The 23,847-nt window shown below is 44.6% G+C and carries 20 protein-coding genes; 11 read left to right on the forward strand and 9 right to left on the reverse strand.

The window, feature by feature from the left end:
* Window positions 1–112 precede the first annotated feature (112 nt).
* Window positions 113–922 carry an SDR family NAD(P)-dependent oxidoreductase gene (locus tag AC1DPK_RS05465; RefSeq protein ID WP_477509581.1) on the reverse strand — a complete coding sequence of 270 codons (810 nt, stop codon included), beginning with the start codon at window positions 920–922 and terminating at the stop codon, window positions 113–115.
* 280 nt (window positions 923–1,202) lie between these two features.
* Here AC1DPK_RS05465 and AC1DPK_RS05470 point away from each other — a divergent pair, with 280 nt between their 5' ends.
* Entirely contained in the window at window positions 1,203–2,093 is an 891-nt protein-coding gene (locus AC1DPK_RS05470) for a diguanylate cyclase domain-containing protein (protein WP_441878228.1), read from the forward strand.
* Between the two features lie 69 nt (window positions 2,094–2,162).
* Here the strand turns inward: AC1DPK_RS05470 and AC1DPK_RS05475 are convergent, their stop codons facing one another.
* On the reverse strand, window positions 2,163–3,113 hold the full coding sequence (locus tag AC1DPK_RS05475) for an alpha/beta hydrolase (protein ID WP_477509582.1): 951 nt from the start codon (window positions 3,111–3,113) through the stop codon (window positions 2,163–2,165).
* Window positions 3,114–3,210: 97 nt separating this feature from the next.
* Here AC1DPK_RS05475 and AC1DPK_RS05480 point away from each other — a divergent pair, with 97 nt between their 5' ends.
* Window positions 3,211–3,933 carry a DUF4386 domain-containing protein gene (locus AC1DPK_RS05480; protein WP_477509583.1) on the forward strand — a complete coding sequence of 241 codons (723 nt, stop codon included), beginning with the start codon at window positions 3,211–3,213 and terminating at the stop codon, window positions 3,931–3,933.
* 5 nt (window positions 3,934–3,938) lie between these two features.
* Here AC1DPK_RS05480 and AC1DPK_RS05485 read toward each other — a convergent pair whose 3' ends face one another.
* A complete protein-coding gene (locus AC1DPK_RS05485; RefSeq protein WP_441878222.1) occupies window positions 3,939–4,523 on the reverse strand; it encodes a Crp/Fnr family transcriptional regulator in 585 nt (194 codons plus the stop codon).
* Window positions 4,524–4,609: 86 nt separating this feature from the next.
* The gene (locus AC1DPK_RS05490; protein WP_477509584.1) at window positions 4,610–5,872 is read right to left on the reverse strand and encodes an MFS transporter; all 1,263 of its coding nucleotides are present in this window, start codon (window positions 5,870–5,872) and stop codon (window positions 4,610–4,612) included.
* Window positions 5,873–6,009: 137 nt separating this feature from the next.
* On the opposite strand from AC1DPK_RS05490, the gene AC1DPK_RS05495 reads away from it, so the two are divergent.
* The gene (locus tag AC1DPK_RS05495) at window positions 6,010–6,612 is read left to right on the forward strand and encodes a TetR/AcrR family transcriptional regulator (protein WP_441878217.1); all 603 of its coding nucleotides are present in this window, start codon (window positions 6,010–6,012) and stop codon (window positions 6,610–6,612) included.
* Window positions 6,613–6,711: 99 nt separating this feature from the next.
* Here the strand turns inward: AC1DPK_RS05495 and AC1DPK_RS05500 are convergent, their stop codons facing one another.
* Window positions 6,712–8,211 carry a DHA2 family efflux MFS transporter permease subunit gene (locus tag AC1DPK_RS05500; RefSeq protein ID WP_477509585.1) on the reverse strand — a complete coding sequence of 500 codons (1,500 nt, stop codon included), beginning with the start codon at window positions 8,209–8,211 and terminating at the stop codon, window positions 6,712–6,714.
* A 229-nt stretch (window positions 8,212–8,440) separates the two neighbouring features.
* Between AC1DPK_RS05500 and AC1DPK_RS05505 the strand changes: the two genes are divergently transcribed.
* Window positions 8,441–9,052 carry a TetR/AcrR family transcriptional regulator gene (locus tag AC1DPK_RS05505; protein ID WP_477509586.1) on the forward strand — a complete coding sequence of 204 codons (612 nt, stop codon included), beginning with the start codon at window positions 8,441–8,443 and terminating at the stop codon, window positions 9,050–9,052.
* 107 nt (window positions 9,053–9,159) lie between these two features.
* On the opposite strand, the gene AC1DPK_RS05510 is transcribed toward AC1DPK_RS05505, so the two are convergent.
* The 3 genes from AC1DPK_RS05510 to AC1DPK_RS05520 form a co-directional block, all read right to left on the reverse strand.
* The gene (locus AC1DPK_RS05510) at window positions 9,160–9,657 is read right to left on the reverse strand and encodes a DUF2798 domain-containing protein (protein ID WP_477509587.1); all 498 of its coding nucleotides are present in this window, start codon (window positions 9,655–9,657) and stop codon (window positions 9,160–9,162) included.
* Window positions 9,658–9,730: 73 nt separating this feature from the next.
* Window positions 9,731–10,303 (reverse strand): TetR/AcrR family transcriptional regulator, encoded by a 573-nt coding sequence (locus AC1DPK_RS05515; protein ID WP_441878209.1) that lies wholly within the window; start codon window positions 10,301–10,303, stop codon window positions 9,731–9,733.
* 89 nt (window positions 10,304–10,392) lie between these two features.
* The gene (locus AC1DPK_RS05520) at window positions 10,393–11,646 is read right to left on the reverse strand and encodes a helix-turn-helix domain-containing protein (RefSeq protein ID WP_441878207.1); all 1,254 of its coding nucleotides are present in this window, start codon (window positions 11,644–11,646) and stop codon (window positions 10,393–10,395) included.
* Between the two features lie 152 nt (window positions 11,647–11,798).
* On the opposite strand from AC1DPK_RS05520, the gene AC1DPK_RS05525 reads away from it, so the two are divergent.
* The gene (locus AC1DPK_RS05525) at window positions 11,799–12,554 is read left to right on the forward strand and encodes an SDR family NAD(P)-dependent oxidoreductase (protein ID WP_477509588.1); all 756 of its coding nucleotides are present in this window, start codon (window positions 11,799–11,801) and stop codon (window positions 12,552–12,554) included.
* A 185-nt stretch (window positions 12,555–12,739) separates the two neighbouring features.
* On the opposite strand, the gene AC1DPK_RS05530 is transcribed toward AC1DPK_RS05525, so the two are convergent.
* Window positions 12,740–13,486, reverse strand: a complete 747-nt coding sequence (locus AC1DPK_RS05530) for a glycoside hydrolase family 16 protein (protein WP_477509589.1) — start codon at window positions 13,484–13,486, stop codon at window positions 12,740–12,742.
* A gap of 147 nt (window positions 13,487–13,633) precedes the next feature.
* Here AC1DPK_RS05530 and AC1DPK_RS05535 point away from each other — a divergent pair, with 147 nt between their 5' ends.
* The 6 genes from AC1DPK_RS05535 (at window position 13,634) to AC1DPK_RS05560 (ending at window position 23,582) form a co-directional block, all read left to right on the forward strand.
* Window positions 13,634–14,554, forward strand: a complete 921-nt coding sequence (locus AC1DPK_RS05535; protein ID WP_141500841.1) for an ABC transporter permease — start codon at window positions 13,634–13,636, stop codon at window positions 14,552–14,554.
* 18 nt (window positions 14,555–14,572) lie between these two features.
* Window positions 14,573–15,457, forward strand: a complete 885-nt coding sequence (locus tag AC1DPK_RS05540) for a carbohydrate ABC transporter permease (RefSeq protein ID WP_441878201.1) — start codon at window positions 14,573–14,575, stop codon at window positions 15,455–15,457.
* A gap of 80 nt (window positions 15,458–15,537) precedes the next feature.
* The gene (locus AC1DPK_RS05545; protein WP_477509590.1) at window positions 15,538–17,202 is read left to right on the forward strand and encodes an extracellular solute-binding protein; all 1,665 of its coding nucleotides are present in this window, start codon (window positions 15,538–15,540) and stop codon (window positions 17,200–17,202) included.
* Window positions 17,203–17,346: 144 nt separating this feature from the next.
* On the forward strand, window positions 17,347–19,185 hold the full coding sequence (locus AC1DPK_RS05550) for a sensor histidine kinase (RefSeq protein WP_477509591.1): 1,839 nt from the start codon (window positions 17,347–17,349) through the stop codon (window positions 19,183–19,185).
* A gap of 3 nt (window positions 19,186–19,188) precedes the next feature.
* Window positions 19,189–20,760, forward strand: a complete 1,572-nt coding sequence (locus AC1DPK_RS05555; RefSeq protein WP_477509592.1) for a response regulator transcription factor — start codon at window positions 19,189–19,191, stop codon at window positions 20,758–20,760.
* Between the two features lie 194 nt (window positions 20,761–20,954).
* Window positions 20,955–23,582, forward strand: coding sequence for a family 16 glycosylhydrolase (locus AC1DPK_RS05560; protein WP_477509593.1), 2,628 nt, complete (start codon window positions 20,955–20,957; stop codon window positions 23,580–23,582).
* Window positions 23,583–23,847 lie beyond the last annotated feature (265 nt).

Here is a 23,847-nt window from a genome sequence, read left to right on the forward strand (position 1 = left end):
AACTTAATTTGATTGATCTGCTATTTGTTCCTATCATTAAAACCGCATAGCGAATTTCTATAATTCATGTCAGCATATTTTGGCTGGCCGCTTCAGTCGCAATCTTCAGCTGTCATGGATGCTGTGCCAGTTTCATATATTGCTCGAAATCAGGGACGGATGGGTTTGCAATATAATGCCCTCCCTCAACCTGAATCGTCTGTCCCGTAATAAATCTGGATTCATCTGAAGCCAGGAACAGGACGGTATGTCCAATATCATCCGGTTCTCCGTGATAAGGCAGTGCGTTATATTTAGCGAAGATATCCAATACCTCCGAGGGCATATTATTTTTAGCAGCTGGCGTCAAAATCAATCCAGATGCTACTGCATTACAACGAATGTTATTCTTCCCATATTGGGTAGCGATATATTTGGTAAGATTTATAACGCCTGCCTTCGAAGCTCCGTATGCAACCCGAACTTGATCTCCATGAAAACCCGCCATAGAAGCTGTATTGATAATCGAGCCTCCACCAGCATGGATCATATGAGGGATAGCGAATCTGCAGCCGAGTAAGACACTCTTTAAATTAACATTCATAAGCCGATCCCACTCATCCAGATCAACGTTAACAACATCTATATCCTTCTTCAGGTTTGTCGAGCCGACATTGTTGAACAGGCTCGTGATTTTACCATATTGTTGTACCGTAAATTCAACTGCTTCCTTAATGGACACTTCGTCCCCGGCATCAAGAAATACGCTTACGGCTTCGTCGCCTTGGATTTTAATATTTTCGGCAGCTTCTTTGGCCCCCTCAGCATTAAAGTCGGCAATGACTACTTTTGCTCCCTCTTTTGCCATCAAGTTAGCTGCGGACAAGCCTATGCCTGAAGCTCCTCCAGTGATAAGCGCCACTTTCTCGTTCATTCTTCCCATTATTCGTAAACCCCTTCCTTAGAGACACTCACGATAAAGTAATATGATTGCATTATATTTAGACGTCTAACTATTTGATGTCTAAATATTATCAAATTAATAATTATCGTGCAAGGGTACAATTTGGTATCGTAAATTTGCACTTGTGTGGTTGTATATTAGTGCCTTCCTCGGCAGAATAACGTCCTTTTATAAGTAAATATTGACTTTCCTGCTAGGGTAAGGTTTATGTTTATGATAAGTTATTCCGGCCGGAGTACTCTATGAAAGGATGTTCCAAATGAGAATCAGCGAATTCGCACAATTAAATAAGGTTACCGCGAAAATGCTTCGACATTACGATGAGGTAGGGCTTCTAAAACCATCAAAAATCGACCCTTTCACTGGCTATCGCTGCTATGACCCTGAGCAAGCTCATTATTTAAATTGGATCATCATACTTAAAAATCTTGGATTCTCTCTGCATGAGATCAAGGAAGCTTTAATCGCACCTACCGAAACCTCAAAAATTATTAACCAGTTGATACGCAAGCGCATTGAGATTACCTCTGCTTTAAATGAGCAAATACAGAAGAAAATCGCAATTGATCGACTCATCTTAATATTGGAGAAGGAAGGGTTTAATATGGATAAACAAGTTCATTTGCTAAAAATCGAACAAACGAGCGTCCATGAAATCAAAAAGAACATTCCCAATATGGAAATGTTTCTGGAAACAGCTGCTAGTATCACGGAATTATGCGCAGAAAATGATGATATTGCCGTTTTTCGATTTGACATCAGCCACTTCAAGCAGGTCAATGATGATTTTGGCTTTGATGTTGGTGATCGTGTCATTGTCGCTTGTTTTCAAATCATTGAATCTAATATCAAAGCTTTTTTAAGTCAGGCAGCCATTGGCCGTGCTCATGGCGATGAATTCGTTGTATTTGCCAAAGCCGGAAAGGAAGAAATCCAAAAAACTGCCCAAGCTATTATTGATGATATGATAAACTTTGATTTTTCAAGTATTGGCTGCAACAAAAACATGGGCTGCTATATCGGTGGATTAGTCGCAAATTCCAAAAATGTTACCAATATACGGAGCATTATCGAAGACTCCATCGAAGTTATTAACCATGCAAGAAAAATAGGGACAAACGCCATCGCGATAGAATCGTACAGCATATGAACGTATATCAGCCCTTTTGCTTTACGCAAAAGGGCTTTTTTAAGTCGATATGAATAGATGTTCTACTTACTATTCGTTCTCTATTGTTTTCAAAAAAGAAAGCACCGCAGCATTCATCTGCTCTAGCCCCGGTTGTTCAATTGGAAAATGGCCTGCCCCTTCTAAAGCTACATATTCCTTTTTACTTTTTATTTTTTCAAAAAATGGTTTGCTGAAGCTATACGGAGTCATAGGATCCAATTGAGGATGGACGAGCAAAACCGGACAAACATCAAAATGCTCAGGTTTTATTGCAGGTTTCATATTTAAGAACGTTCTTAATAAGCGCAAAGGGATCTTCGTTCCTGCGGCATGAGCATCATTCATAATAAGCTTGGTCAAATCGACATTGTTCGTAATTAATTTCATACGAGATACACGATTAACAGAGATATGTAAGGAATCTAACAGCTTAGGAAAACTGTCCATCGAAAATTTCCCCAACCGGCTAATGAGTTTGTTAGGAGCTAATTGATCACGAACGCTGGAATCACTCGTATCAACAAAAGTTGTTGCTATTAATCCTTTCACTTTCTTACTCTGTACAGCGGTGTGATAAGCTAACATGCCTCCTATGCTAGTACCCAGCAAGATAATCGGTTTACCGTCTTGCTTCAATTCCTCATCAATCAATGCCGTAAGGATGTCAATCCAAAGTTGATAATCTAATTGTTTTGTCGATTTTGTATAGCTTAAGCCATAAGGCGGCAGATCCGGAGATACGACTTCGTAACCGTATGTTTGCAGTATTCGTGCATACGGAGCCAGCAATCTGCCATTCCCGCCAGCGCCATGGATGAAAATAATTTTTAATTTTGCATCCGGAGCAGGCATTCGATCCAGATGAATATGAACATTGTTCCAAGTCATCCATTCTTCTTTTGGAAATCCGTTTTCATTTATCTGCATTTCTTCAGGAAAAAACTTCTGATATTGCTTCCAGTAATCCACCGATTGATTATAGGTTTGAGGCGTATTCATGAATTTAAAAATCCCTCTTCCTTGATTTAAGTCAATGACCAGTCATACTCCTCCTAGTTAAAATGAAAACAATACAGGATCTATAGGAGGCTATCTTATGACTATCACCGTACAAGAAAAATCAAATCAGCGAACTGCTGCTCTAACGGCTGGCATTTCACTCATCATCATGACTCTTGCCTCATTTTTTTCCTATGGCTTTGTCCATGGGAGCCTTATTGTGGAGGGCGATGCCAGCACCACATTCAACAACATCGTATCATCAAATAACCTCTTCAAAGGAGAAATCTTTGGCTGGGTCATCATTATGATTTCTGACATTCTAGTCACCTGGGCTTTTTATGTGTTCCTAGAGCCATTGAATAAAAGCCTTTCCTTGCTAGGTGCATGGCTCCGTCTTACCTATACGACAATACTCGGTATTGCCATTTTAAACTTGATTCTTGTATTTCTGCTCTCGAAAAATACAGACCAGTCGGTCTCATTCAACATCGAACAAACGCAATCACTTATGATGCTATTTCTTGAGGCATTCCAATCGATTTGGTCTATTGGTTTGATCGTTTTTGGCGGGCATTTGTTCATTGTGGGCTATGTGGCTTTAAAATCAAACCGTATTCCTAAAGTGATCAGCATTTTATTGCTGCTTGCTTCAATAGGCTATATCGTCGTTCACCTTAGCAAAACGTTTCTTTCACAATACGATGGGGTAATTGATGTACTTAATGTCGTATTTATGGCGCCAATGATTGCAGGAGAGCTAGGCTTTGGAGTTTGGCTGCTGCTCAGAGGAGGAAAACTTCCCAAAAGTGAAAAATAGCTTCCTTAACTATCGCTGGTGTTGACCCGTTTCTTGATTCTGCTTAATGACTCTGGCGTTATGCCAAGATAGCTTGCCAATTGATGTTGGGGTACACGATCGACGAGATGAGGCCTTTTTCGTAATAGCGCTTTGTAGCGTTCTTCAGGTGCAGAAGCAATGAATGATGTCAACTCATCTTGCACCTCACCCAGATTTTCTTCTACCATTATGCGTACCATTGATTCGAGTTGTAAGTGTTTATTGAACATGCCTTTTTCATCATCGAGCTCCCCAACCACCAATATACAATCTTCAAGGCAAGTTAAGGTGTACGCGGACGGCTTATTTTGCTGATGACGATTAAAAATCGATACGGCTTGCTCTTCTGTGAAAAAATTCGATGTAACCTCTTTTCCCGCTTCATCTATTAAGTGCTGTCTGACAATGCCCTTCAGCACGAAATAACACTTTGTGGGAACATCTCCTTGTCTAAGGAGTACTGTTCCCTTTTTATATTCCTCGATAAGGATGTCATCAACGATAGCCTGTTGTTCCTCATCGCTAAGAGACGTGAATTTAGTCATATACTTAAACAATATGCTTTTCATTTCGTTATCCTTTCATCAGTACCGCTTTACGGTTCAGCATATCATCTAGAAAGCCAATTTTAAAGCGCACCTGCCCTTAAAATAATTCAAAGCGCCTTGCTTGCTGCAACCTTATTATTGGGGATTCGAAGCTTCCGTTTATGGGTCGTAAATAATATGAAGTACCCCAGCGTTACGAGGATACAGATTAGAATGTCAACGGCAATCAGGTTCTGATAACTCCCAAAATAATCGAAAGATAAGCCTCCAATTAAAGCCCCCACTATACCACCTCCCTGATGGAATAGAAGAAGGACTCCCGTATGTTTTCCTTTTCCTTTTGCAAATTCATTAATGACAAGGATTCCTCCCGGTACTGCGGTTAAGTAAGTAATTCCGAACGCGATTGCAAATACAATGGGTGAGCTTCCCAAGTGCATAAAGAGGAAAACAAAACCCAAAATACGTATGCCATACAATATGGACATCATCATTAATTTATTGTATCGATCTAGAAAATAGCCGCAAATGAGAGCCCCCGTAATTTCCATAATGCCAAGTATACTCATGGATAAGGCGAGCATACTTGGTGACACTTCTGCCAACTGATGTATAGCTACCAAGTTCATTTCGACGGAACCCATATTAATACCGCAGGTAAACAGCGCAATAGCGACAACGACAAAGATAGGAAGATAGACAAATTTCTTAGGTGATGTTGTTACTTTAAGCGGTATRTCATGCTCTACGCCCTCTACTGGATGATCCGTTTGAGCTTTATTTATATTTTGCTGTTGAGAGCTCTTAATTCCAAGCCAAATAACAGGTAATGTCACAACTATTCCTAGGGCAAAAGAAGCCATAAAGGCATCCTTCCAAGTCAGCCATCCCGCGGATACGAAAATTGGCGTAATAATCGCTAATCCTACAGAGGAAGCACTCCCAAGCAGTGCCATTGCTTTAGCACGATGATGCCTAAACCATTCAAACATCAATATATAACTTGTCGYCAGCCCAATACCAGCTAAACCAGAGATTACACCATATCCAATGAAAAACAAGATAGGCTGGTTCCCTAACACGACAACGCCAGTACCCAAGGTACTCAAGACTGCACTTATAAACAATATCCTTTTTGCACCGTAACGATCTACAAGCCAGCCACCCAAAGGAGCGCATATCGCTGTAATTAATAAATTAGTCGACCATGCCATCGAAATAAATCCCCTGCTAATCTGTAAATCCATTGCTATTTGCACCTGAAAAAAAGACATGCTGAACCTGGTCAATGCACCAATAAATCCAATAATCCAAAGAGACCCTAATCCAATCCATGCATAGCTGGATTCCTTAAACCATGTTGTGCCCATTATCGTTTCACCCCTGCCGCTCATAAAAGATACCGTTCGGTATCTTTTATGATAACATAGATGTTATGTTTTGCAAGAGTGCAAATTCGTTTGATATACTACGTGTACAAATACAGTTACGTACGAGGGGGATGACGATGGAGAAAGGTGAAAAGACACGCCATTACATCATAACGAAAGCCGCTGAACTTTTTAACCAAAAGGGATATTCGGGCTCATCCTTATCTGATATAACAGAGTTGACAGGCATTAAGAAAGGCGGCATTTATCGTCATTTTTCCAGTAAAGATGAGATTGCATATGAAGCCTTTAGTTATGCCGGGCGTATTGTTGGGGCTCAGCTTGCTCATGCAATCAGTCAGCAGGAAACGGCCTCTGGCAAGCTGCTGGCATATTTAAATATATACGAGAAAGTCGTTGAAGCGCCTCCCTTCATCGGGGGCTGCCCCCTCCTCAACACTGCTATCGAAAGCGACGACAGTCATCCAGGCCTACGCGAGAAAGCCCAGCAAGCATTGCAAGGTACGCTGGAAGCCAAAAGAAAAATTATATCCGAAGGTGTGCAAAGCGGTGAGTTCAAAGAAGACCTTGATATAGAGGCGCTGGCTACCTTCTCCCTTTCCATCATGCAGGGCGGCATTATGATGAGCAAGCTTGAAGGCAATAATCGGCATATCCGGATGAATATTAAGAGCTTTGCTGCTTATTTAAAAACAGCATGCTTACGCGAATCCAGTTAGATGATTTCAAGCCAAAAAAGAGCCTCGTGAGTAGTCACGAGGCTCTTCTTAATAATTTGTAATGAGCAAACATTTAGGAAACTTGACTACCGTTATTCCTTACGCCTCAACAGCTGTTTTTCGGTTCAGAGCTATTTTAGTTTCTTCTACTTCCTCGGCTTGCCCTACACGCTTAATGAAGAAGGAAAGCACCAGACCTACTACTCCGATTCCAATGATGACAAGATACGCATCGTTAATACCTTGAATAGAAGCCTCCATCATAATATGCTCCTTCGAAAAATTAGCCGCGTCGCCTGCTGCAGACATATCTAGAAGATGTGCCTTTGTCCGGCTAGCCATAACCGTAACAAGCAGAGAAGTACCTATTGCGCCAGCTACCTGCTTGATGGTGTTAGATATTGCAGTACCGTGCGCATTTAGTCTTGCTGGCAGTTGGTTCAGACCCGCCGTAGTGATTGGCATCAGGAACATTGCCATACCGAAGCGTCGTCCTGTGGACATCAGCACTAAATACGTATAGCTAGTCGAATCGGTCAGATTAACGAAGCCGATGGTTGTGATGATCGTAATAGCCATACCGATGATGGACAGCCATTTTGCCCCAAACCGGTCGAATAGCTTTCCTGTTACCGGCATCATAAGTCCCATTAGAAGCGCACCAGGGAGCATAAGCAGCCCTGACTCCAAAGCGGTGTATCCACGTGCACTCTGCAAATAGAGCGGAAGCAGCATCATATCTGCATACATGACCATGGTTACAGCAATATTAATAATGGTGGTAAGAGAAAACATGCTGTATTTAAACGCTCTTAGATCAAGAAGCGGATCCTTCGAAATCAGCTGTCTCCATGTAAACAAAATCAAGGAAACCACACCAATAACAATCGATGCAATCACTTCCGCGCTTGACCAGCCTTTGCTTCCAGCACTGCTGAAGCCATAAAGAACGGTACCAAATCCGACTGTTGACAGAATGACGCTGAAAATATCAATTTTAGGATAGGTTCGTTCAGCTACATTTTTCAGGAAAATATAAGCAACTACAATAATGAGGACGACAATTGGAAGCATTCCATAAAACATCGTACGCCATGAATAATGCTCCATGATATAACCAGCGACTGCAGGTCCAATTGCAGGAGCAAAAATAATAGACAATCCAACCATTCCCATGGCAGCTCCGCGCTTATCTGGAGGAAATACGGTCAGAATAACATTCATTAACAGCGGCATAATAATCCCCGCTCCAGCGGCTTGAATAAGGCGGCCAGTTAGCAAAATGTCGAAGTTAGGCGCAACTGCCGAAACAATCGTACCGACGAGAAAAATGATCATGGAAGACTGAAACAGCTCACGGGTCGTAAAACGCTGCATGAGGAATGCAGTGATTGGAATAAGTACCCCGTTAACCAGCATGTATCCGGTTGTCAGCCACTGCGCTGTAGAAGCCTCAATGCTAAAGTCAATCATCAACTCTGGCAGCGCAACGCTCATTATCGTCTGATTCAGAACTGCGATGAACGCACCCAGTATCATGACAAACAATAAGGGACCTTTCTTAATTGAATTACTGTCAAAAGCTAAACTTGTACTCATGATGTTCAATCCCTTCAAATTGTTCGTGAATTTAATAAACACTTTGTAGTATAATAAACTCAATGTAAAAGATTATAATTACATCGCGCCTAATTTACAAACTACAGATTTTTTGAAAATGTTTATTAGTTTACAGATCATCAGATTCTGTCGTCTATACCGAGAATAAACTACATAAATAACTATTCTTGTCGTTTAAATCATTTGTAGGGAAAGGAAATGAGTACCTATGTCAACAACATCACCGCGAATGGATCCACGTGTACTTCGCACGCGTCAATTAATTCGAGATGCCTTTGTAGATTTGCTGCAGGAGACGGATCTAGAAAAAATAACGGTGAATCGTATTGCGGAACGCGCGACCATCAATCGTGTTACTTTCTATCTTCATTACCGAGATATTCCGGAAATGCTTGAGAGATTATCAGACGACATGATTAATGAAATACATACTATTCTTCATGATATTAGAAATCAGCCTCGTTCTACTGATTTGGATTGGTCCATTTTGCTTAAAGTGCTCGAGCATATTGCTGAGAATTCTAAGTTTTATAAGGTTCTGCTCGCTTCGCAGCGCATACCGATCTTCACGGATAAGCTATCGAATTTAATTGTTGATCTTATCACCAGCAGAAGAGAGTACCAAAACAACAACTCATCTAAACCGGCCGTAATCGTATCCAAAGATATTGCAATCTGGTACGGCTCCTCCGCCTTTATTGGTACAATTGTCTGCTGGCTTCGCAATGATATGCCTTATACACCGCTTTTTCTCGCCAAGCAGCTCTCTCAGCTGTTCCGTTTGCATCAAAATACGGAACAGCTCGTAGATCTGGAATAACTTTTCCGAAAACATAAATAAGCTCTCAGTAGAACTGATTCGTTCGACTGAGAGCTTATTTATGTTTTCAGTATTGTTGCTTTAAATGCTATATGGTTGCGATGACATCAACACTCCATCATTGTTTTGTCTTGGACAGCATGTAGCTTTACCATCGCTAATCGCGCAATGGGTTGAATGACTAAGCTCTCTGCAATTAGTACAATTAAGAAGTTTCTTGGCCAGTTGGTTAAGAAGTTGCTAAAAATTTCTGAACTAAATCCGTTTCCTACAATATGACCAATAAGCGTCATACAAGCTGACATTCCTAGAACAGTAAATAAGATACGGAACATTATTTTGGAATTAAAGCTGTCCGTTGGTTCAGTAAATTTATCAACCAATTTTTCAGCGATACGGCCAATAAACACAGGCTCCAAAATCATGACAATAATCCACATGATCGGAAGCGTTTTAAGAATCATGAAGGCAACTTCTCCATTAAATTCTCGGGAAGCTAAAACTATATTTAATGACGTCATAAACAGAACGGTCAATGTACAAATAATTGCACCATACAACGCTCCCTCTTTTCCGTTTCTCGGCAATCTTGTTTCAAAGTTCATTCTTTTCTTCCTTTCAAAAGACATTTCTTTGTTTAATCATTCAATAAATACAGATCAGATACAGTCAACATAACTAATTTTCTGTATTAAAGGTCTTCAATACATTTGGCAACATTTTAGCGATCGTTTTTAAGGGAGCTGATGATTTTTGCGTTAAACAAAGCAGCATAGCACCTTCGATTGTAGCAGTCATCATCAAGGCAATAGCAGCAGCTGATTCATCAGAATAACCTTCAGCTATAAGTTTCACATAGTAAATATATTGAATATTTTCATACAGCACACTGCATGCTTTGCGGACAGGCTCACTCACTGTGGCCATTTCACTGACAATACTGCTAAATGTATAACCGGTAATCGTACCTTCTGTTTCTAAGTTGTGAATTAGTTTTTCGATCATGCCTTGTGTGGCTTCTATGGTTGATGGATACCTTCTAAAAATATTTTCGATATCTGTCGTAATGGCTTCGTTTAAAGCTTGCAAACAAGCAATTAACAGCTCTTCTTTACCATTTGGAAAATGATGATACAGCGCTCCTTTTGTAACGTTGCAGACTTTTAAAAGTTCATTCAGACCTACACTTTTGTATCCCTTTTGCTGAAATAGGACGGTAGCCTTCTCAATGATTAGCGATTTTGTATGCAATTTAAAACACCTCCCCCAAAACCATACCGACTGGTCTGTTTGGTATTATAACAAAATATTTATCCCCGATGTAAGTGTTTTTTTACACTTCATTCCGAATATTTTTGCGCCGGACGCCTTTCGCTCTTCCGATATGCCTTCGGCGACATTCCATTCCACTTTTTAAATACCTTGTTGAAATAGCTTTGATCGTTGAAGTTCAGCCATGCTGCGATATCGGTAATCGGGTAATCGGTCAGTGTGAGCAGCCTCTTCGCTTCCTCAATCCGTTCACGCTGGACATACTCGGAAATAGTCAGTCCAACCTCCTTCTTGAACAAGCTCGACAAGTAGTTGGGGCTAAGATTCGCACTCTCGGCTAGCCGTTCAAGAGTAATGTCACCGTATAAATGGTTAGCGATTTCGTGAAGACTATCCTGTATTGCGGGTGAGTAGTGACCCCGGCGAACCTCCGAGACCCGGTCAACGAAGTCGAACAGCACCTCAGTCATGATGGCGCTTATTGCTTGCAGCGTATCCTTCTCTTCCAGCTGCTGAATATAGAAATCACTCAGCGTAAACGCATCCTCCTCGTGCATTCCTCCTTCAATTGCAGCTCGGCAAATCAGGGCGATTCCCGTAATCATCAGGTTCTTCTCGCTTCGAATCCTGCTCCGCTTGGCCAGCACGCCAAACTCGTCCTCGGCAATAATGGATTCCATGACGAATGTTCTTATTCTCTCCCGCTCTCCGCTACGCACATAATGCAGCATGACACGCTCATGCGACAGGTTGGCGTGCAGCATACCGCTGCGACGTCTTCGCGACAGCTCAGCATCCGGCTCTTTCTTCTCCACAACCGGTTCCTGCATCGACATTGCATCCGCTAGAAGACTGATCGACGAATCAACGAGCTGCCTGCGAAGTACATAATAAATCATTCGGCTACATGCGGCTATGCGCTCCGTGGAGAGCAGCGCAATCTCTTCGTACAACTCCAGCAAATGCCTCCGGTTATCAATGGGGAGGGAGCTTATTGTCTCGTTCCATTCACCCTCTTGCGGCTTCTCATTCATGTACGGACCAACAACAAGCGTACCAGTAAGCTGGTTCTCATCCATCGCATTCACAAAAAAATATTGGAGACGTGATCGGGTAAAATGAACCGGCTGCTCTGCAGCATAAAGCGCATAAGCGTAGCCGGCTACCTGTTCACGAATGGATGTAAAGTAAGGATTAGAGTGAAGCGAACGGTCTACAAACTCCGCTTCAATTGTCCGACCCGGATGAATGATAAATACAGGGATTTCAATCACATCAGAGAGAAGCTGGCCAAAAACAACCAGCTCAGAGAGCTTATTCATACGAACCTCCATTGGGTACGATTAAGGTTAAAAAAGTAGATGATAAGAAAGTACTACAAATCGTTGAAAAATACAATTTTCAAAAATGAAAGCGCATTACAATGAAGAAAGCAAAGATCCTTTGCTATTACACTCGAAAGGGATGAACTCATATGTTGGAAAATAAAATAGCTATCGTTACTGGAGCAGGGAGCGGCATCGGCCGTGCAAGCAGCTTGAAAATGGCCAGCAACGGCGCAACGATTGTCGCTGTTGATTTTAATCAGGAATCCGGTCAAGAGACGGTTCGAATGATTCAGGAACAGGGCGGCGAAGCCATCTTCGTACCGGCCGACGTGTCAAAAAGCGAGGATGTTCAGCGTTATGTAAAAGCAGCCGTCGATACTTACGGGCGTATCGATATTTTCTTCAACAATGCCGGCGTTGTACAGAAGTTCTCGAAGCTCGCGGATATTGATGAGAACGAGTTCGACCGAATTATGAACGTTAATGTCCGGGGCGTCTTCCTCGGCATGAAATATGTATTAAAGGTAATGGAGGAGCAAGAAAGCGGAACGATCATTAATACCGCTTCGACAGCTGGGGTCAAAAGTGAGCACAGCGCATCCGCTTATTCCGCAAGCAAGCATGCGGTTGTCGGCCTGACGAAAGGTGCGGCAATCGAGTATGTGAAAAAATGTATCCGTATCAACGGCATTTGTCCAGGTGGTGTGGAAACGGCTCTGACGAAGAGCGTAGAACAGGCTTTCATGTCCGGTGGATATGTGCCAGAGGAAGTCGGAAATATGCGTATGGGCCGCTATGCTAAGCCGGACGAGCTGGCGGAGGTCGTCACATTCCTTGCTTCCGATCGCTCCAGCTACATGACGGGCTCCATCGTACTGGTCGATGGTGGGCTGACACTTTAAACGAATGAGAATGCGTCTTTGCTGAATTCAAACCGTTCAAAGTATACGCCAATAAGGTTCCCCCCATCCAGACTATAGTGAAAATAGGGCATCCCCAATACGGGTATGCCCTATTATTCTTGGCTTTACAGTTGTAACTCCGTCTACTCTTCTTCCCCCAAAAACGACCCCAAGCAGCTATTTTTTCAACTTTGATATAACCATATGTTTGAAACTGTCATGACCGCTGGCAGCGCTGTTTCATCCACCGCCACATTGTCATACCAGCCCCCAACAGCAAGGTTAAGCACCAAATAAAAAGGCTCGTCAAAGGGCATAATGCCCGGCTCCATAGGGCGCTCGGCGAAGCAATGCCCATCTACCAGCCACCTTATGGAGCCAGCATCCCATTCCAATGAATAATCACGGAATTCGTTAATGGTTCCCTGTTCAAGCTGGTAGGAGAACTCATCGGTAACCTTATGGTCCCAATCCTTCCCGTAGTGCAGCGTTCCGGATACTTGCCTCGGCAAGCGGCCTTTAGCTTCCATAATGTCAATCTCGCCAGAGGCAGGCCAAGGACCGTAAGCCTGATGCTGCGGGAGCAGCCATATGGCAGGCCATAACCCCTGTCCCACTGGCAGCTTTGCGCGAACGATAAGCTTTCCATAGCAAAAGGAGAGATGGTCTTTTGTATCTATACGGGCCGAGGTGTACGCAAATTGTCGACCGTCTTGTTCAATGACTTCAAGTCGCGCGCATAGGTTTAGCCCCAACTCATCGATATATAGATTGTTAGTATGTCCGGTATAAAACTGCTGTTCCCCATTGCCCCAGCCCGGGTCTATTGGTTTGCCATCATTATCAAGCAAATCGTTGCCAAGGCGAATGTTCCATGCGCTCAAATCGGTGTTTCTATTTAAAAAATCCTGCTCCCATAAAAGCTTGCTCATCCCATGCACACTCCCTTCATTTATTCACAGCATACTTAATTTTGACGCCCAGTCAAACAAATCCAAAAAAATGGGATAGGGTCAAAAATCATGGCCTTTTTTTCCTAGGTCTATTTTCATACGATGAAAAGGAAGGGGGCGCAGAACATGTTTCAATACAGGACGGGACAAATAAAAACTTTTTTTAGGCAGTGGCAATTGCAAAGCATGGTAATCCCAGGCATTATATGGATGTTCATCTTTTGTTATATTCCAATGTTTTGGCTGATTATTGCATTTATGGACTTCAGTATCGCCAAGCCCATGCTGCAATCACCCTTTGTAGGGCTGAAACACTTTCAAGATTTTATTACGGATGACCGTTTTTGGCGCTCGATCCGCAATACTCTAGGGATGAGCAGCATCAAGCTGCTGCTAGGTTTTCCCATTCCCATCTTTTTCGCCCTGATGCTTAATGAAATACGGACGATTCGATTTAAGCGCACAGTACAAACCATTTCATACCTGCCGCACTTTATTGCCTGGACCATTTTTGGCGGCATTATGCTCAATTGGCTGGGCGAGGGCGGTGTCATCAACCAACTGATGATGGCGCTCGGACTGCAGGATCGCGAAATTCTGTTTAATAGTGACGCTAAGTATTTTTGGTGGATTACCTATTTCTCCGATACGCTGAAGGAAACGGGCTGGAGTGCCATCATTTATATCGCTGCAATCGCTGGCATTGATCCAGGGCTATACGAGGCAGCGGAGCTCGATGGCGCCAACCGTTGGCAGCGGATGTGGCATATTACCATTCAGAGCATACGTCCTACCATCGCTATTTTGTTCATCCTCGCTGTCAGTGGGATACTCGGCAGCAACTTTGAACAGATCTTTATGTTGAAGAACAACATGAACATGAAGATGGCCGAAAGCCTGGATTTATACATCTATAATATGGGCTTGGTATCTGGGCGCCATTCCTTCTCAACAGCCGTCTTGTTTGTCCGCTCCATTGTGGCGTTAGGACTATTATTTTTAGCCAATTACACATCCAAGAAATTAACTGGCGACAGCATTTTTTAAGAAAGAGAGGGCAGATACATGGAAAGACGCAGAAGATTGCGGCGAATTGGAGTATTTGAGGTGTGCAATGCGCTGCTGATGCTGGCAGTTTGCTTCATAACACTGTACCCGATGTGGTTTGTATTTATAAATTCACTTAATGCACCGGAGCAAGCCATGCTGGGCACCGTAAACTGGTTTCCAGAGGAATTTTCACTAGCCAGCTACAGTGTTGTATTCAATGATAAAAGTCTAATGCACGGCTTCTACATTACTACGCTGCGCACGGTGATAGGAACAGCGGTACATGTGTTATTTACCGCCATTGTAGCTTATGGAATGAGCAAATCCAACTTAATCGGCCGCAAAATCTATCTCAAAATCGCCTTGATTACGATGTTGTTTTCAGGCGGCTTAATCCCTTCCTTTATTCTGATGACGAAGCTGGGCCTTTACGACAGCTTTTGGGTATTCATCATCCCGGCTATGTACACTTTTTTCAATATGGTTATATTCATGAGCTTCTTCCGCACCATTCCCGACAGCTTAGAGGAATCCGCAAAGGTAGATGGTGCTTCTGATTATGGCGTTCTGTTTCGAATCGTATTGCCTAACAGCATGGCCGTACTGGCTACCATATCGCTTTTCTCAGCCGTCTATCACTGGAATGATTATTACCAGGGTGTGATCTACATCCGCTCGCAGGATCAGCTGCCTATGCAAACCATACTGTACAAAATCATTGCGGAGAACTCCATGTCCTTCATGCAGCAGCAAGCCATGGCTCAATTCGGCGCAAGACTGCCTGGCAACTCCATCAAATTTGCATCGATGATGGTGGCAACGCTGCCAATTCTCGTGTTCTATCCCTTTATTCAGCGCTATCTGGTCAAAGGCGTAATGATTGGCGCGATTAAAGGGTAAGTGCTGTGCGTTTCTCTAAGCGATCGTTAGCGAGGCGTATGGGACCTATAAAAAAACAGTAAAGAAAGGGTGTTCATATCATGAAGCACAACCTCATCAAGCTAAGCATGGTAATTGTTTTAGCCGTAATACTTACATTAGGCTTGGCCGCATGTACCAAATCGGAGAATAACGAAAATAAGCCGACCTCAACCCCTGCGGAAAGTACCGAGCAGCCACAAGGCGAATCAACGCCGAGCCCCGAACAGCCTGCTTGGCAGCTGGATACCAGCCCAGTCGAACTCTCGTGGTTCGTAGGCGCATCCTGGTATGCCCACAGCTGGGGAGAGAGCTTGACTTCCAAGTACGTAACCGAAAAAACAGGCGTCAATATTAAGCTCGAAGTTCCTTCTGGTGAAGCGAATGAGCATATTACCTTGATGATGACCTCTGGCAAGCTGCCAGACTTAATTTCTATGGGCTCTTGGGAAGACGCTGTCAAGAAACTATGGGAAGGCGACCATGTTTATGCTTTAAATGAATTGGCAGAGCAGTATGATCCCTACTTCTTCAAGGTGGCGGGAGACGGCACACTGAAGTGGTATCGTCAAGAAAATGGCAATACGTATGGCATTCCGAATGACTCATATAGCCCTAATCTCATGCATGAAACAGGCATGACAGCCGCCAATCAAACCTTTTTGGTGAGAAAAGATCTGTACGAGGAGATGGGCAAACCAGATTTGAGCACGCCGGAGGGCTTTCTAAATGCACTGCAGCTGCTCAAGGATAAGTATCCCGAGTATAAAGGCCAACCGATTAGTCCCTTCTTTGCACAGGGGAATGTTCCTTATGGGATGAGTGAATACCTGCAAAATCTACTCGCTGTTCCGCATGAAAAAGACGGCAAAGTATACGACCGCATTACCGATCCAGATTACCTCACTTGGCTGAAAACCTTCCGCACAGCATACGAGCGCGGACTGATTAATGTAGATTTCCTAGTGGACTCCGATACGCAAGTAGAGGAAAAAACGAACAACGCCCGCTACTTCATGATGATTCGCGAATGGACGGGAATGACGGCTGTCAATCCGATGCTGGCCGCTAGCGGGAACCCGGATTCCAACTACATTGCAGTAGATGGACCGCAGAACAGCAAGGGTGATTCTGCGAAGCTGTTCCCTGGCAACATGGACGGCTGGATGGTTACAATGATTAGTAAATCGACTAAAAATCCTGAACGTGCTATCCGCTTCCTGACGTATCTAGCTAGCGAAGAAGGCCAACGAGATTTATTCCTTGGCAAGGAAGGCGAGACGTGGGAAATGGTGAGCGGCAAGCCGCAGCTGAAGGCTGAAATGGTGAAATTGCTTGAAACTGATATTGAAAAGTTTGAAAAGGAATACGGCATTATGGATACCTACTGGATGATGCGGAACCCTGTTATTATCAACCAATGGAGACCGGAGAAAGCTCCCGTCATTAAGCAAATGGAGGACTTCGCCAATGCGCAGGCCGATATTGACAGCGGCATCTACAAAGGCTTAGATCCACTGGGTGATTCTGAGGTAGCGGTAGCCTGGTCACGCATCTCTCAAAATTGGGAGGAAGTGCTGCCTGAGCTGATTACGGCTAAGGATGAAGCAGCCTTTGATAAAATCTTTGATAATTTTCTTGCCCGCCGCGTGAGTTACGGTTTCGACAAGGTGATGGAATATCGCCAAGCCGAGCTGGATGTACGAAAAGCAAAAATGGCGGAGTAATTACACCTATATCCCATTTACTGCCGGCTGCCGAAATGGTGGCCGGTATTTCCGACTTTACTTACACATTTGTAAGTAACGCCTTGTTACCTACCAGCCGGTTTGTAATATATGGTATATTACGGAGGTAGGGAGGGCCGTTAAATGAAGTATATGCTGACCAAAATGAGAAAGCTTTACCGCAATGCCCGCATATCCCAAAAGCTGTTTCTAGCCTTTAGCCTAGTCATTGCGATCCCTGCCATTTTGGTGTCCTTTTTATTTATCCGTATACAGGAAGCCCAGTTATACAAAGACGCTATGGCCACCGGCAGCAGCCATGTCGCACGGCTGAACGAACAGCTGCGCAGCAAAATGGACATGTTTGAAAACGCTTCCTCAACAGCGCTGACACAAAAGGCATTCGTGGATTTTATCCACTCAAATATGCGCGGGGATGGCCTCCGCCTCGTGAAATTTAAACAAAATCAATTTGAGCAGATGCATAATATCATCGAAAGCCATGAGATGATCAGTGAGCTCAGCTTTTATGTCGATAACCCTAACCTGTTCGAAATTTGGCCTGAAATTTATCATTATGACAAGTTTTGGCCGCAGGATTATTGGGAGACCCTTCGAGATGAAGGCGGCGCAGCATACCGCCTGTTTGCTTTTAAGGATGGCGAGCATACGCTAGCCTATTATCGATTGGTACGGCTTCAAGGCCAGCAGAACAAGTTTCCTACCATTATGGAAATTCGTGCCGAGCACAGCGTATTTTTCAACGACCTGCTGGAGGAGAGCGGAGGGGATTTCTTCTCGGTTGTCATGGACGGAACAAACCCTTCAAAAAATATATACAATCCGCAGCATCTATTTTCTCAAACCGCTGGGGAGGGGCTGAACAGTATCCTTGGCAGCATTCACCGGCAGCTGGACGTACTTCAACAGGATAGCCCCATGAAGGTCCAAGTAGGAGATCAAACCTACTACGCGCTTTATCGTTATATTGCTCCACTGAACGCTTATGTTGTGGATATTGCTTCCCATCAAGCACTGATGAAGGGTCCGCGCAGCTGGTATGCCTTTGTGGTAGTAATTGCTTTATGTGTATTGCTCCTTATCATGCTGCTCGTATCGCATACGACCCGGCGCATTTTCCGCCGATTGGACAGCGTATTATCTTCTATGCGTCAGGTGCGTAAAGGCCAATTGGATGCGAAGATTAATATCGGCCTAGATGAACACGAGACCGGTGATGAAATCGATGAGGTAGCCATCAGCTACAACAAAATGCTGGACGAAATTRGTCGTCTGATGACGCAGGTGGTGGATAAGCAGCTCATTGCCAAAAACGCACAGCTGCACTCGCTCCATTCGCAGATCAACTCACACTTCTTGTATAACGCGCTGGAATCCATTCGGATGCTGGCGGAGGTTCAGCAGCAGCCTGCAATCGCCGATGCGCTCGTATCATTAGGCTCACAGCTGCGCTACAGCATGCAATGGCGAAGCGATACCGTCGCCCTCCGTGAGGAGCTCGCCAACATTGAAAGCTATATCAAATTCATTAACTTTATGGAGGGCGGCAGCATCGTATTGACGGCGGATCTCCCGCAGGAGGTGCTTCACTATGCTATTCCTAAAATGTGCATGCAGCCCATCGTTGAAAATGCGGTTCATCATGCGGCACCTTTAGGCGGCAGTGTACACATACAAATGACCGTAAAAGTCGAGAATGACAGCCTATTACGAATTGAGATACGCGATGACGGTGCGGGTGTTGATCCGAAGATGCTGGCTAGCCTGCAAGCTGTGCTGAGCGGCGATTCAGATACGCCAATTGTGACCAGCAAAAACGGCCTCGGCCTCGAAAACGTGCATAAGCGCCTGCAGCTTCATTATGGCAAGGGCTGCGGTCTTTCAATTGACAGTGTGCAGGGCGCCTATACCTGTGTAACCTTACGTTTGCCTTGGGAAAATGTGAATCTTGGAGGATGGTAGGGCATGATCAATATTCTAATTGTAGATGATCAAAAGCACATACGCGATGGCCTGCAGGCCATGCTGCGCCAATTTCCACTGCAGCTTGATGCTATTTATTGTGCCGCTAACGGAATTGAGGCGCTGCACTTATTGCGTCAGCATAACATTCATCTGGTGATTACCGATATTATGATGCCGGATATGGACGGACTAGCGCTAATGGAGCAAACCAAAGAAGAGCATCTCAACGTGGATTACCTCATAATTAGCGGCTATAGTGATTTTGCTTATGCCCAGAAAGCCATTGGGCTTGGGGCAAAAGGCTACCTGCTCAAGCCGGTAAAACGGGAGGATCTGCTTACCGCAGTGGAGCATATTGGTCAGGAAATAAAGGCGCGGCAAGCCCTTTCCCGCAATATGGAGCATATGTCCCGCCGCGCTGAGGAGACAGACCGTAAAGAGCTTTGCATGTTTATGCAAGGCGCAGTGAACGATGAGGCATGGATTCGGCAGGTTCAGCAGCAAAACCCAAAACTCTGGCACAATTACCGTCTGTGCCTGCTGCGGGAAGAACTGTGGATCAACCAACCGGGGGCAGACAGTGCCCATAGCATCGAATCTATTGCTTACCGTGTCTATGGCAGCCAGGGATATATATGCCTGCAGCACCGCCCATACCTGATTCTTGCGGTCGATGCGGCCACAGATACGAATGCTTTGCCTGCTGCACTTAAGGCAAGTCAGATTGATGCCACAGCGGCTATGACTGGACCTCAGCAAGGCCTAAAAGGGCTTCCCAGCAGCTATACACAGGTGCTTGAACTATATCGCCATAGCTACTTGTTCCCTGATAAGATGTGTATCCTACCCGCGCATATGGAGAGGCTGGAGTCGCAATGGGAAATTCCCTATGAAGAGCTATATGCCCTGTTTCAGCTTATTGGCACCAAAAACAGCGGGAAGATTGCCCAAGGCATTTCTACGCTATTCCACAAAAATGTGCTGCAGCGTTACCATATACGGTACACGCAGCAGTTATGCAGCGCAACGGTGCAGATGCTGGAGGAGTATGAGCGGGTGATCCGTCCCTACATGGGGGAAGAGACGCTTGATATTGAATGCTTGCGGAATCTATTCGATTATCCGGGCATTCGAGATTATATTCAGGCGCTGCAGCAGCAACTGCTTCGGCTAAATCAGTTTTATTATGATTACAAGTGCAGCTATCGCAAAACGCAGGACTTAAATGAAGCCATTCGTTTTATACACGAGTGTTACCATAAGCCGCTGGACCTAGCGATGGTTTCCAACCATGTGTCGCTTAATTACGCCTATTTTTCCAACCTGTTTAAAAAGAATATTGGCAAAGGCTTTGCAGAATACCTACGCGATGTGCGACTAGATAAGGCCCGCCGCTTGCTAGCCGAAACCGATCATAAAATTATCGAGGTAGCCACCATGGTTGGCTATGAAAGCTACAAAAGCTTTACAAGGGCATTTCGCGATGTTATGAATATGCAGCCCACGGAGTACCGGCAGCTGATGCGGCGGAAGCTTGAAAGAGAAGGAAAATATCAGGGCAAAGCACTATGAGCCTTCAAAAATAATCAAAATCCAAAAAATTGGGTCATAACAAAAACAAATGGACCTTTCCAGCTGTTAATTGTATTCGATAGAATAAAGGTGCACTCCAATGTAAGCGGTTTCCTCCGAGTACTTACACAATCAATTGCCTCAAAATAAAAGGAGCCGCAGGGGTAACCATATTTTATTGAAGGAGGACAATAATGAAGGTACTTCACCATTCACAGAAACGGTTTAAGCAGAAGGTACTGAGCTTGTTCTTGGCGGTAGCGATGATGGCGAGCGTCGGGCTATTGCCATTTTCGAAAATTCAAACCGTCGATGCAGCAGGCACCACCGTTACCTCTATGGCTTACTTTTCAGCAGCAGATGGGCCTGTCATTTCAAAATCAGGGGTTGGGCAAGCGAGCTACGGTTTCGTTATGCCTATATTTAACGGGGGCTCCGCCACATGGAACGATGTTTCCAATGACGTAGGCGTCAATGTGAAAGTAGGGGGCAACTGGGTCAATATTGACAGTGCCAGYGGCTACGTCTATAACCAAAACTGGGGGCATTGGAACGACAGCGGCACGTATGGCTACTGGTTCACTCTCTCCGCAACAACAGAAATTCAGCTGTATTCTAAAGCTAATGGAACGACTCTTAACTACACGCTTGTATTTCAAAATATAAACAAAACAACGATTACGGCTATGACCCCTACCCAAGGGCCACAAATTACTGCAGGCTTTACAGGAGGTGCAGGCTTTACTTATCCTACCTTCAACAATAATCCAGCCATTATTTATGAAGCCATAACGGATGATTTGAAGGTGTTTGTAAAACCTGTAAACAGCAGCACTTGGATTGATATCAACAATAATGCTACCAGCGGCTGGATCTATGATAGCAACTTCGGCCAATTCACCGAAGGAGGCGGCGGCTTCTGGTTTACGGTAACCGAGTCTATTAACGTAAAACTTGAATCAAAAACCTCTTCGGCTAACGTCATTTATACGATAACCTTTAATCAACCCGTTCGAAATTCATATGTCATTACTCCCTACGATGGAACAACCTTTACAGCAGATTCGAAAGGCGTCATAGGCATACCCCTGCCAAAAATTGATGGTGGCGCGCCAATAGGCACTGAGCTTGGAAAATTCGTCTACCAAATTAACATCAACGGGCAATGGGTGGATATGGCGAACTCCAGCCAGAGCGGATTCTCATATTCCGGCAATGGTTACAATAACATGTCCGATGCCAATCAGTGGGGATATTGGGCTGACTATATCTATGGCCTTTGGTTCCAGCCAATCCAGGTGAATATGCAAATTCGAATCGGCTACCCATTGAATGGGCAGGCAGGCGGAAGTGTTGGCAGCAACTTCGTTAACTATACCTTTATCGGGAATCCAGATGCTCCCCGTCCAGACGTATCCGATCATGACGATGTGGCAATCGGAACGCCAAGCGACCCAGCCATTGCGGGCATGAATCTCATCTGGCAGGATGAGTTTAGCGGTACAGTGCTCGATACGAACAAATGGAACTATGAAACCGGCTATTATATCGGTAACGATCCCAACAGCTGGGGCTGGGGCAATGCAGAGCTGGAGCACTATACCAATAGTACACAAAATGTATTTGTACAGGACGGCAAGCTGAATATCCGGGCGTTGAACGATCCAAAATCGTTCCCGCAGGATCCAAGCCGATATGCTCTATATTCTTCAGGCAAAATTAATACCAAAGATCATCTATCCTTCCAGTACGGCAGAGTGGATATTCGCGCGAAGCTGCCTACAGGCAATGGTGTCTGGCCCGCGCTCTGGATGCTTCCAAAAGATTCAGCTTACGGTGCATGGGCCGCATCTGGTGAAATTGATATTATGGAAGCCAAAGGACGTTTGCCTGGCACAACTAGCGGTGCCGTGCACTTTGGCGGACAATGGCCAGTGAATCGATATATTGCTGGGGAATATCATTTCTCGGAGGGGCAAACCTTTGCCAATGATTATCATGTGTATACGATGATCTGGGAAGAGGATAACATTAAATGGTACGTGGATGGGCAATTCTTCTTTAAAGTCTCCAGAGACCAATGGTACTCCGTAGCTGCACCGAACAATCCGAACGCTCCATTCGACCAACCTTTCTACATCATTATGAATCTCGCGATCGGCGGGCATTTTGATGGCGGTTTAGCTCCAAGTCCATCTGATATTCCTGCGACGATGCTGGTGGATTATGTGCGGGTTTATAAAGAAAACGGTGGCCAAAATCCTACGAACGTGCCTGTTACCGGTGTAACTTTAAACCAGAGCACTGCACAGCTGCAAGTAGGACAGAGTGTACAGTTAAACGCCACTGTTGCACCCTCTAATGCAACAAATAAACAGGTCACTTGGAGCGTTTCGGGTGCCAGCATCGCTTCCGTAAATCAGAACGGTGTGGTGACAGGGCTCGCTCCAGGAACAACAACGGTTACGGCAACAACGGTTGACGGCAACAAAACAGCCAGCTCTACCATCACGGTTGTACCCGCGCCATCAACCGTTATTGTCATTGGCGATGCGGTACGGGGCCTGAAAAAAGCGGGCAACAACTTGACGTTTTATGTGAATGGCGCAACCTTTGCCGATTTGCACTATAAGATAAATAACGGTGCACAGCAAAACGTAGCCATGACCTCATCAGGAAACGGCAACTATACTTACCCTGTAAACAACCTGCAATCTGGGGATACCGTCGAATACTTCTTTACCTATAATCCGGGACAAGGCGCGCTGGATACTCCTTGGCTCACCTATATTCATGGGGTAACGCAAGGAACACCGGAGTAAACCGGAGAATCCTGGCTAGACAATTCTTTACTGGCCTGCTAGGAGTAGCACGCGAGGTCATTTGATAGTTTCTTTAACAGGCGAGGGTGAGTCTTCCCCTCGCCTGTTCACTTTGCAGCCATCTCTCTCATTGGAGGCCAATGAGCAACTAAACATGGAGCAATCTCTTTTATAGAACCGGATTATCTGTCACTTGGAGATTGCGGTTGGCTGGATGCCCTTAGAGGAAAAGCATGCAACGAACGTCAATTATATCTAAGCACTG

The organism is Paenibacillus sp. 01T424 (genome assembly GCF_056398745.1).

Bases quoted from the DNA above. Each gene is read 5' to 3' on its own strand.
- AC1DPK_RS05465 (WP_477509581.1), bottom strand. From the start codon at position 922: ATGGGAAGAATGAACGAGAAAGTGGCGCTTATCACTGGAGGAGCTTCA.
- AC1DPK_RS05470 (WP_441878228.1), top strand. From the start codon at position 1,203: ATGAGAATCAGCGAATTCGCACAATTAAATAAGGTTACCGCGAAAATG.
- AC1DPK_RS05475 (WP_477509582.1), bottom strand. From the start codon at position 3,113: ATGAATACGCCTCAAACCTATAATCAATCGGTGGATTACTGGAAGCAA.
- AC1DPK_RS05480 (WP_477509583.1), top strand. From the start codon at position 3,211: ATGACTATCACCGTACAAGAAAAATCAAATCAGCGAACTGCTGCTCTA.
- AC1DPK_RS05485 (WP_441878222.1), bottom strand. From the start codon at position 4,523: ATGAAAAGCATATTGTTTAAGTATATGACTAAATTCACGTCTCTTAGC.
- AC1DPK_RS05495 (WP_441878217.1), top strand. From the start codon at position 6,010: ATGGAGAAAGGTGAAAAGACACGCCATTACATCATAACGAAAGCCGCT.
- AC1DPK_RS05500 (WP_477509585.1), bottom strand. From the start codon at position 8,211: ATGAGTACAAGTTTAGCTTTTGACAGTAATTCAATTAAGAAAGGTCCC.
- AC1DPK_RS05505 (WP_477509586.1), top strand. From the start codon at position 8,441: ATGTCAACAACATCACCGCGAATGGATCCACGTGTACTTCGCACGCGT.
- AC1DPK_RS05510 (WP_477509587.1), bottom strand. From the start codon at position 9,657: ATGAACTTTGAAACAAGATTGCCGAGAAACGGAAAAGAGGGAGCGTTG.
- AC1DPK_RS05520 (WP_441878207.1), bottom strand. From the start codon at position 11,646: ATGAATAAGCTCTCTGAGCTGGTTGTTTTTGGCCAGCTTCTCTCTGAT.
- AC1DPK_RS05525 (WP_477509588.1), top strand. From the start codon at position 11,799: ATGTTGGAAAATAAAATAGCTATCGTTACTGGAGCAGGGAGCGGCATC.
- AC1DPK_RS05530 (WP_477509589.1), bottom strand. From the start codon at position 13,486: ATGAGCAAGCTTTTATGGGAGCAGGATTTTTTAAATAGAAACACCGAT.
- AC1DPK_RS05535 (WP_141500841.1), top strand. From the start codon at position 13,634: ATGTTTCAATACAGGACGGGACAAATAAAAACTTTTTTTAGGCAGTGG.
- AC1DPK_RS05540 (WP_441878201.1), top strand. From the start codon at position 14,573: ATGGAAAGACGCAGAAGATTGCGGCGAATTGGAGTATTTGAGGTGTGC.
- AC1DPK_RS05545 (WP_477509590.1), top strand. From the start codon at position 15,538: ATGAAGCACAACCTCATCAAGCTAAGCATGGTAATTGTTTTAGCCGTA.
- AC1DPK_RS05555 (WP_477509592.1), top strand. From the start codon at position 19,189: ATGATCAATATTCTAATTGTAGATGATCAAAAGCACATACGCGATGGC.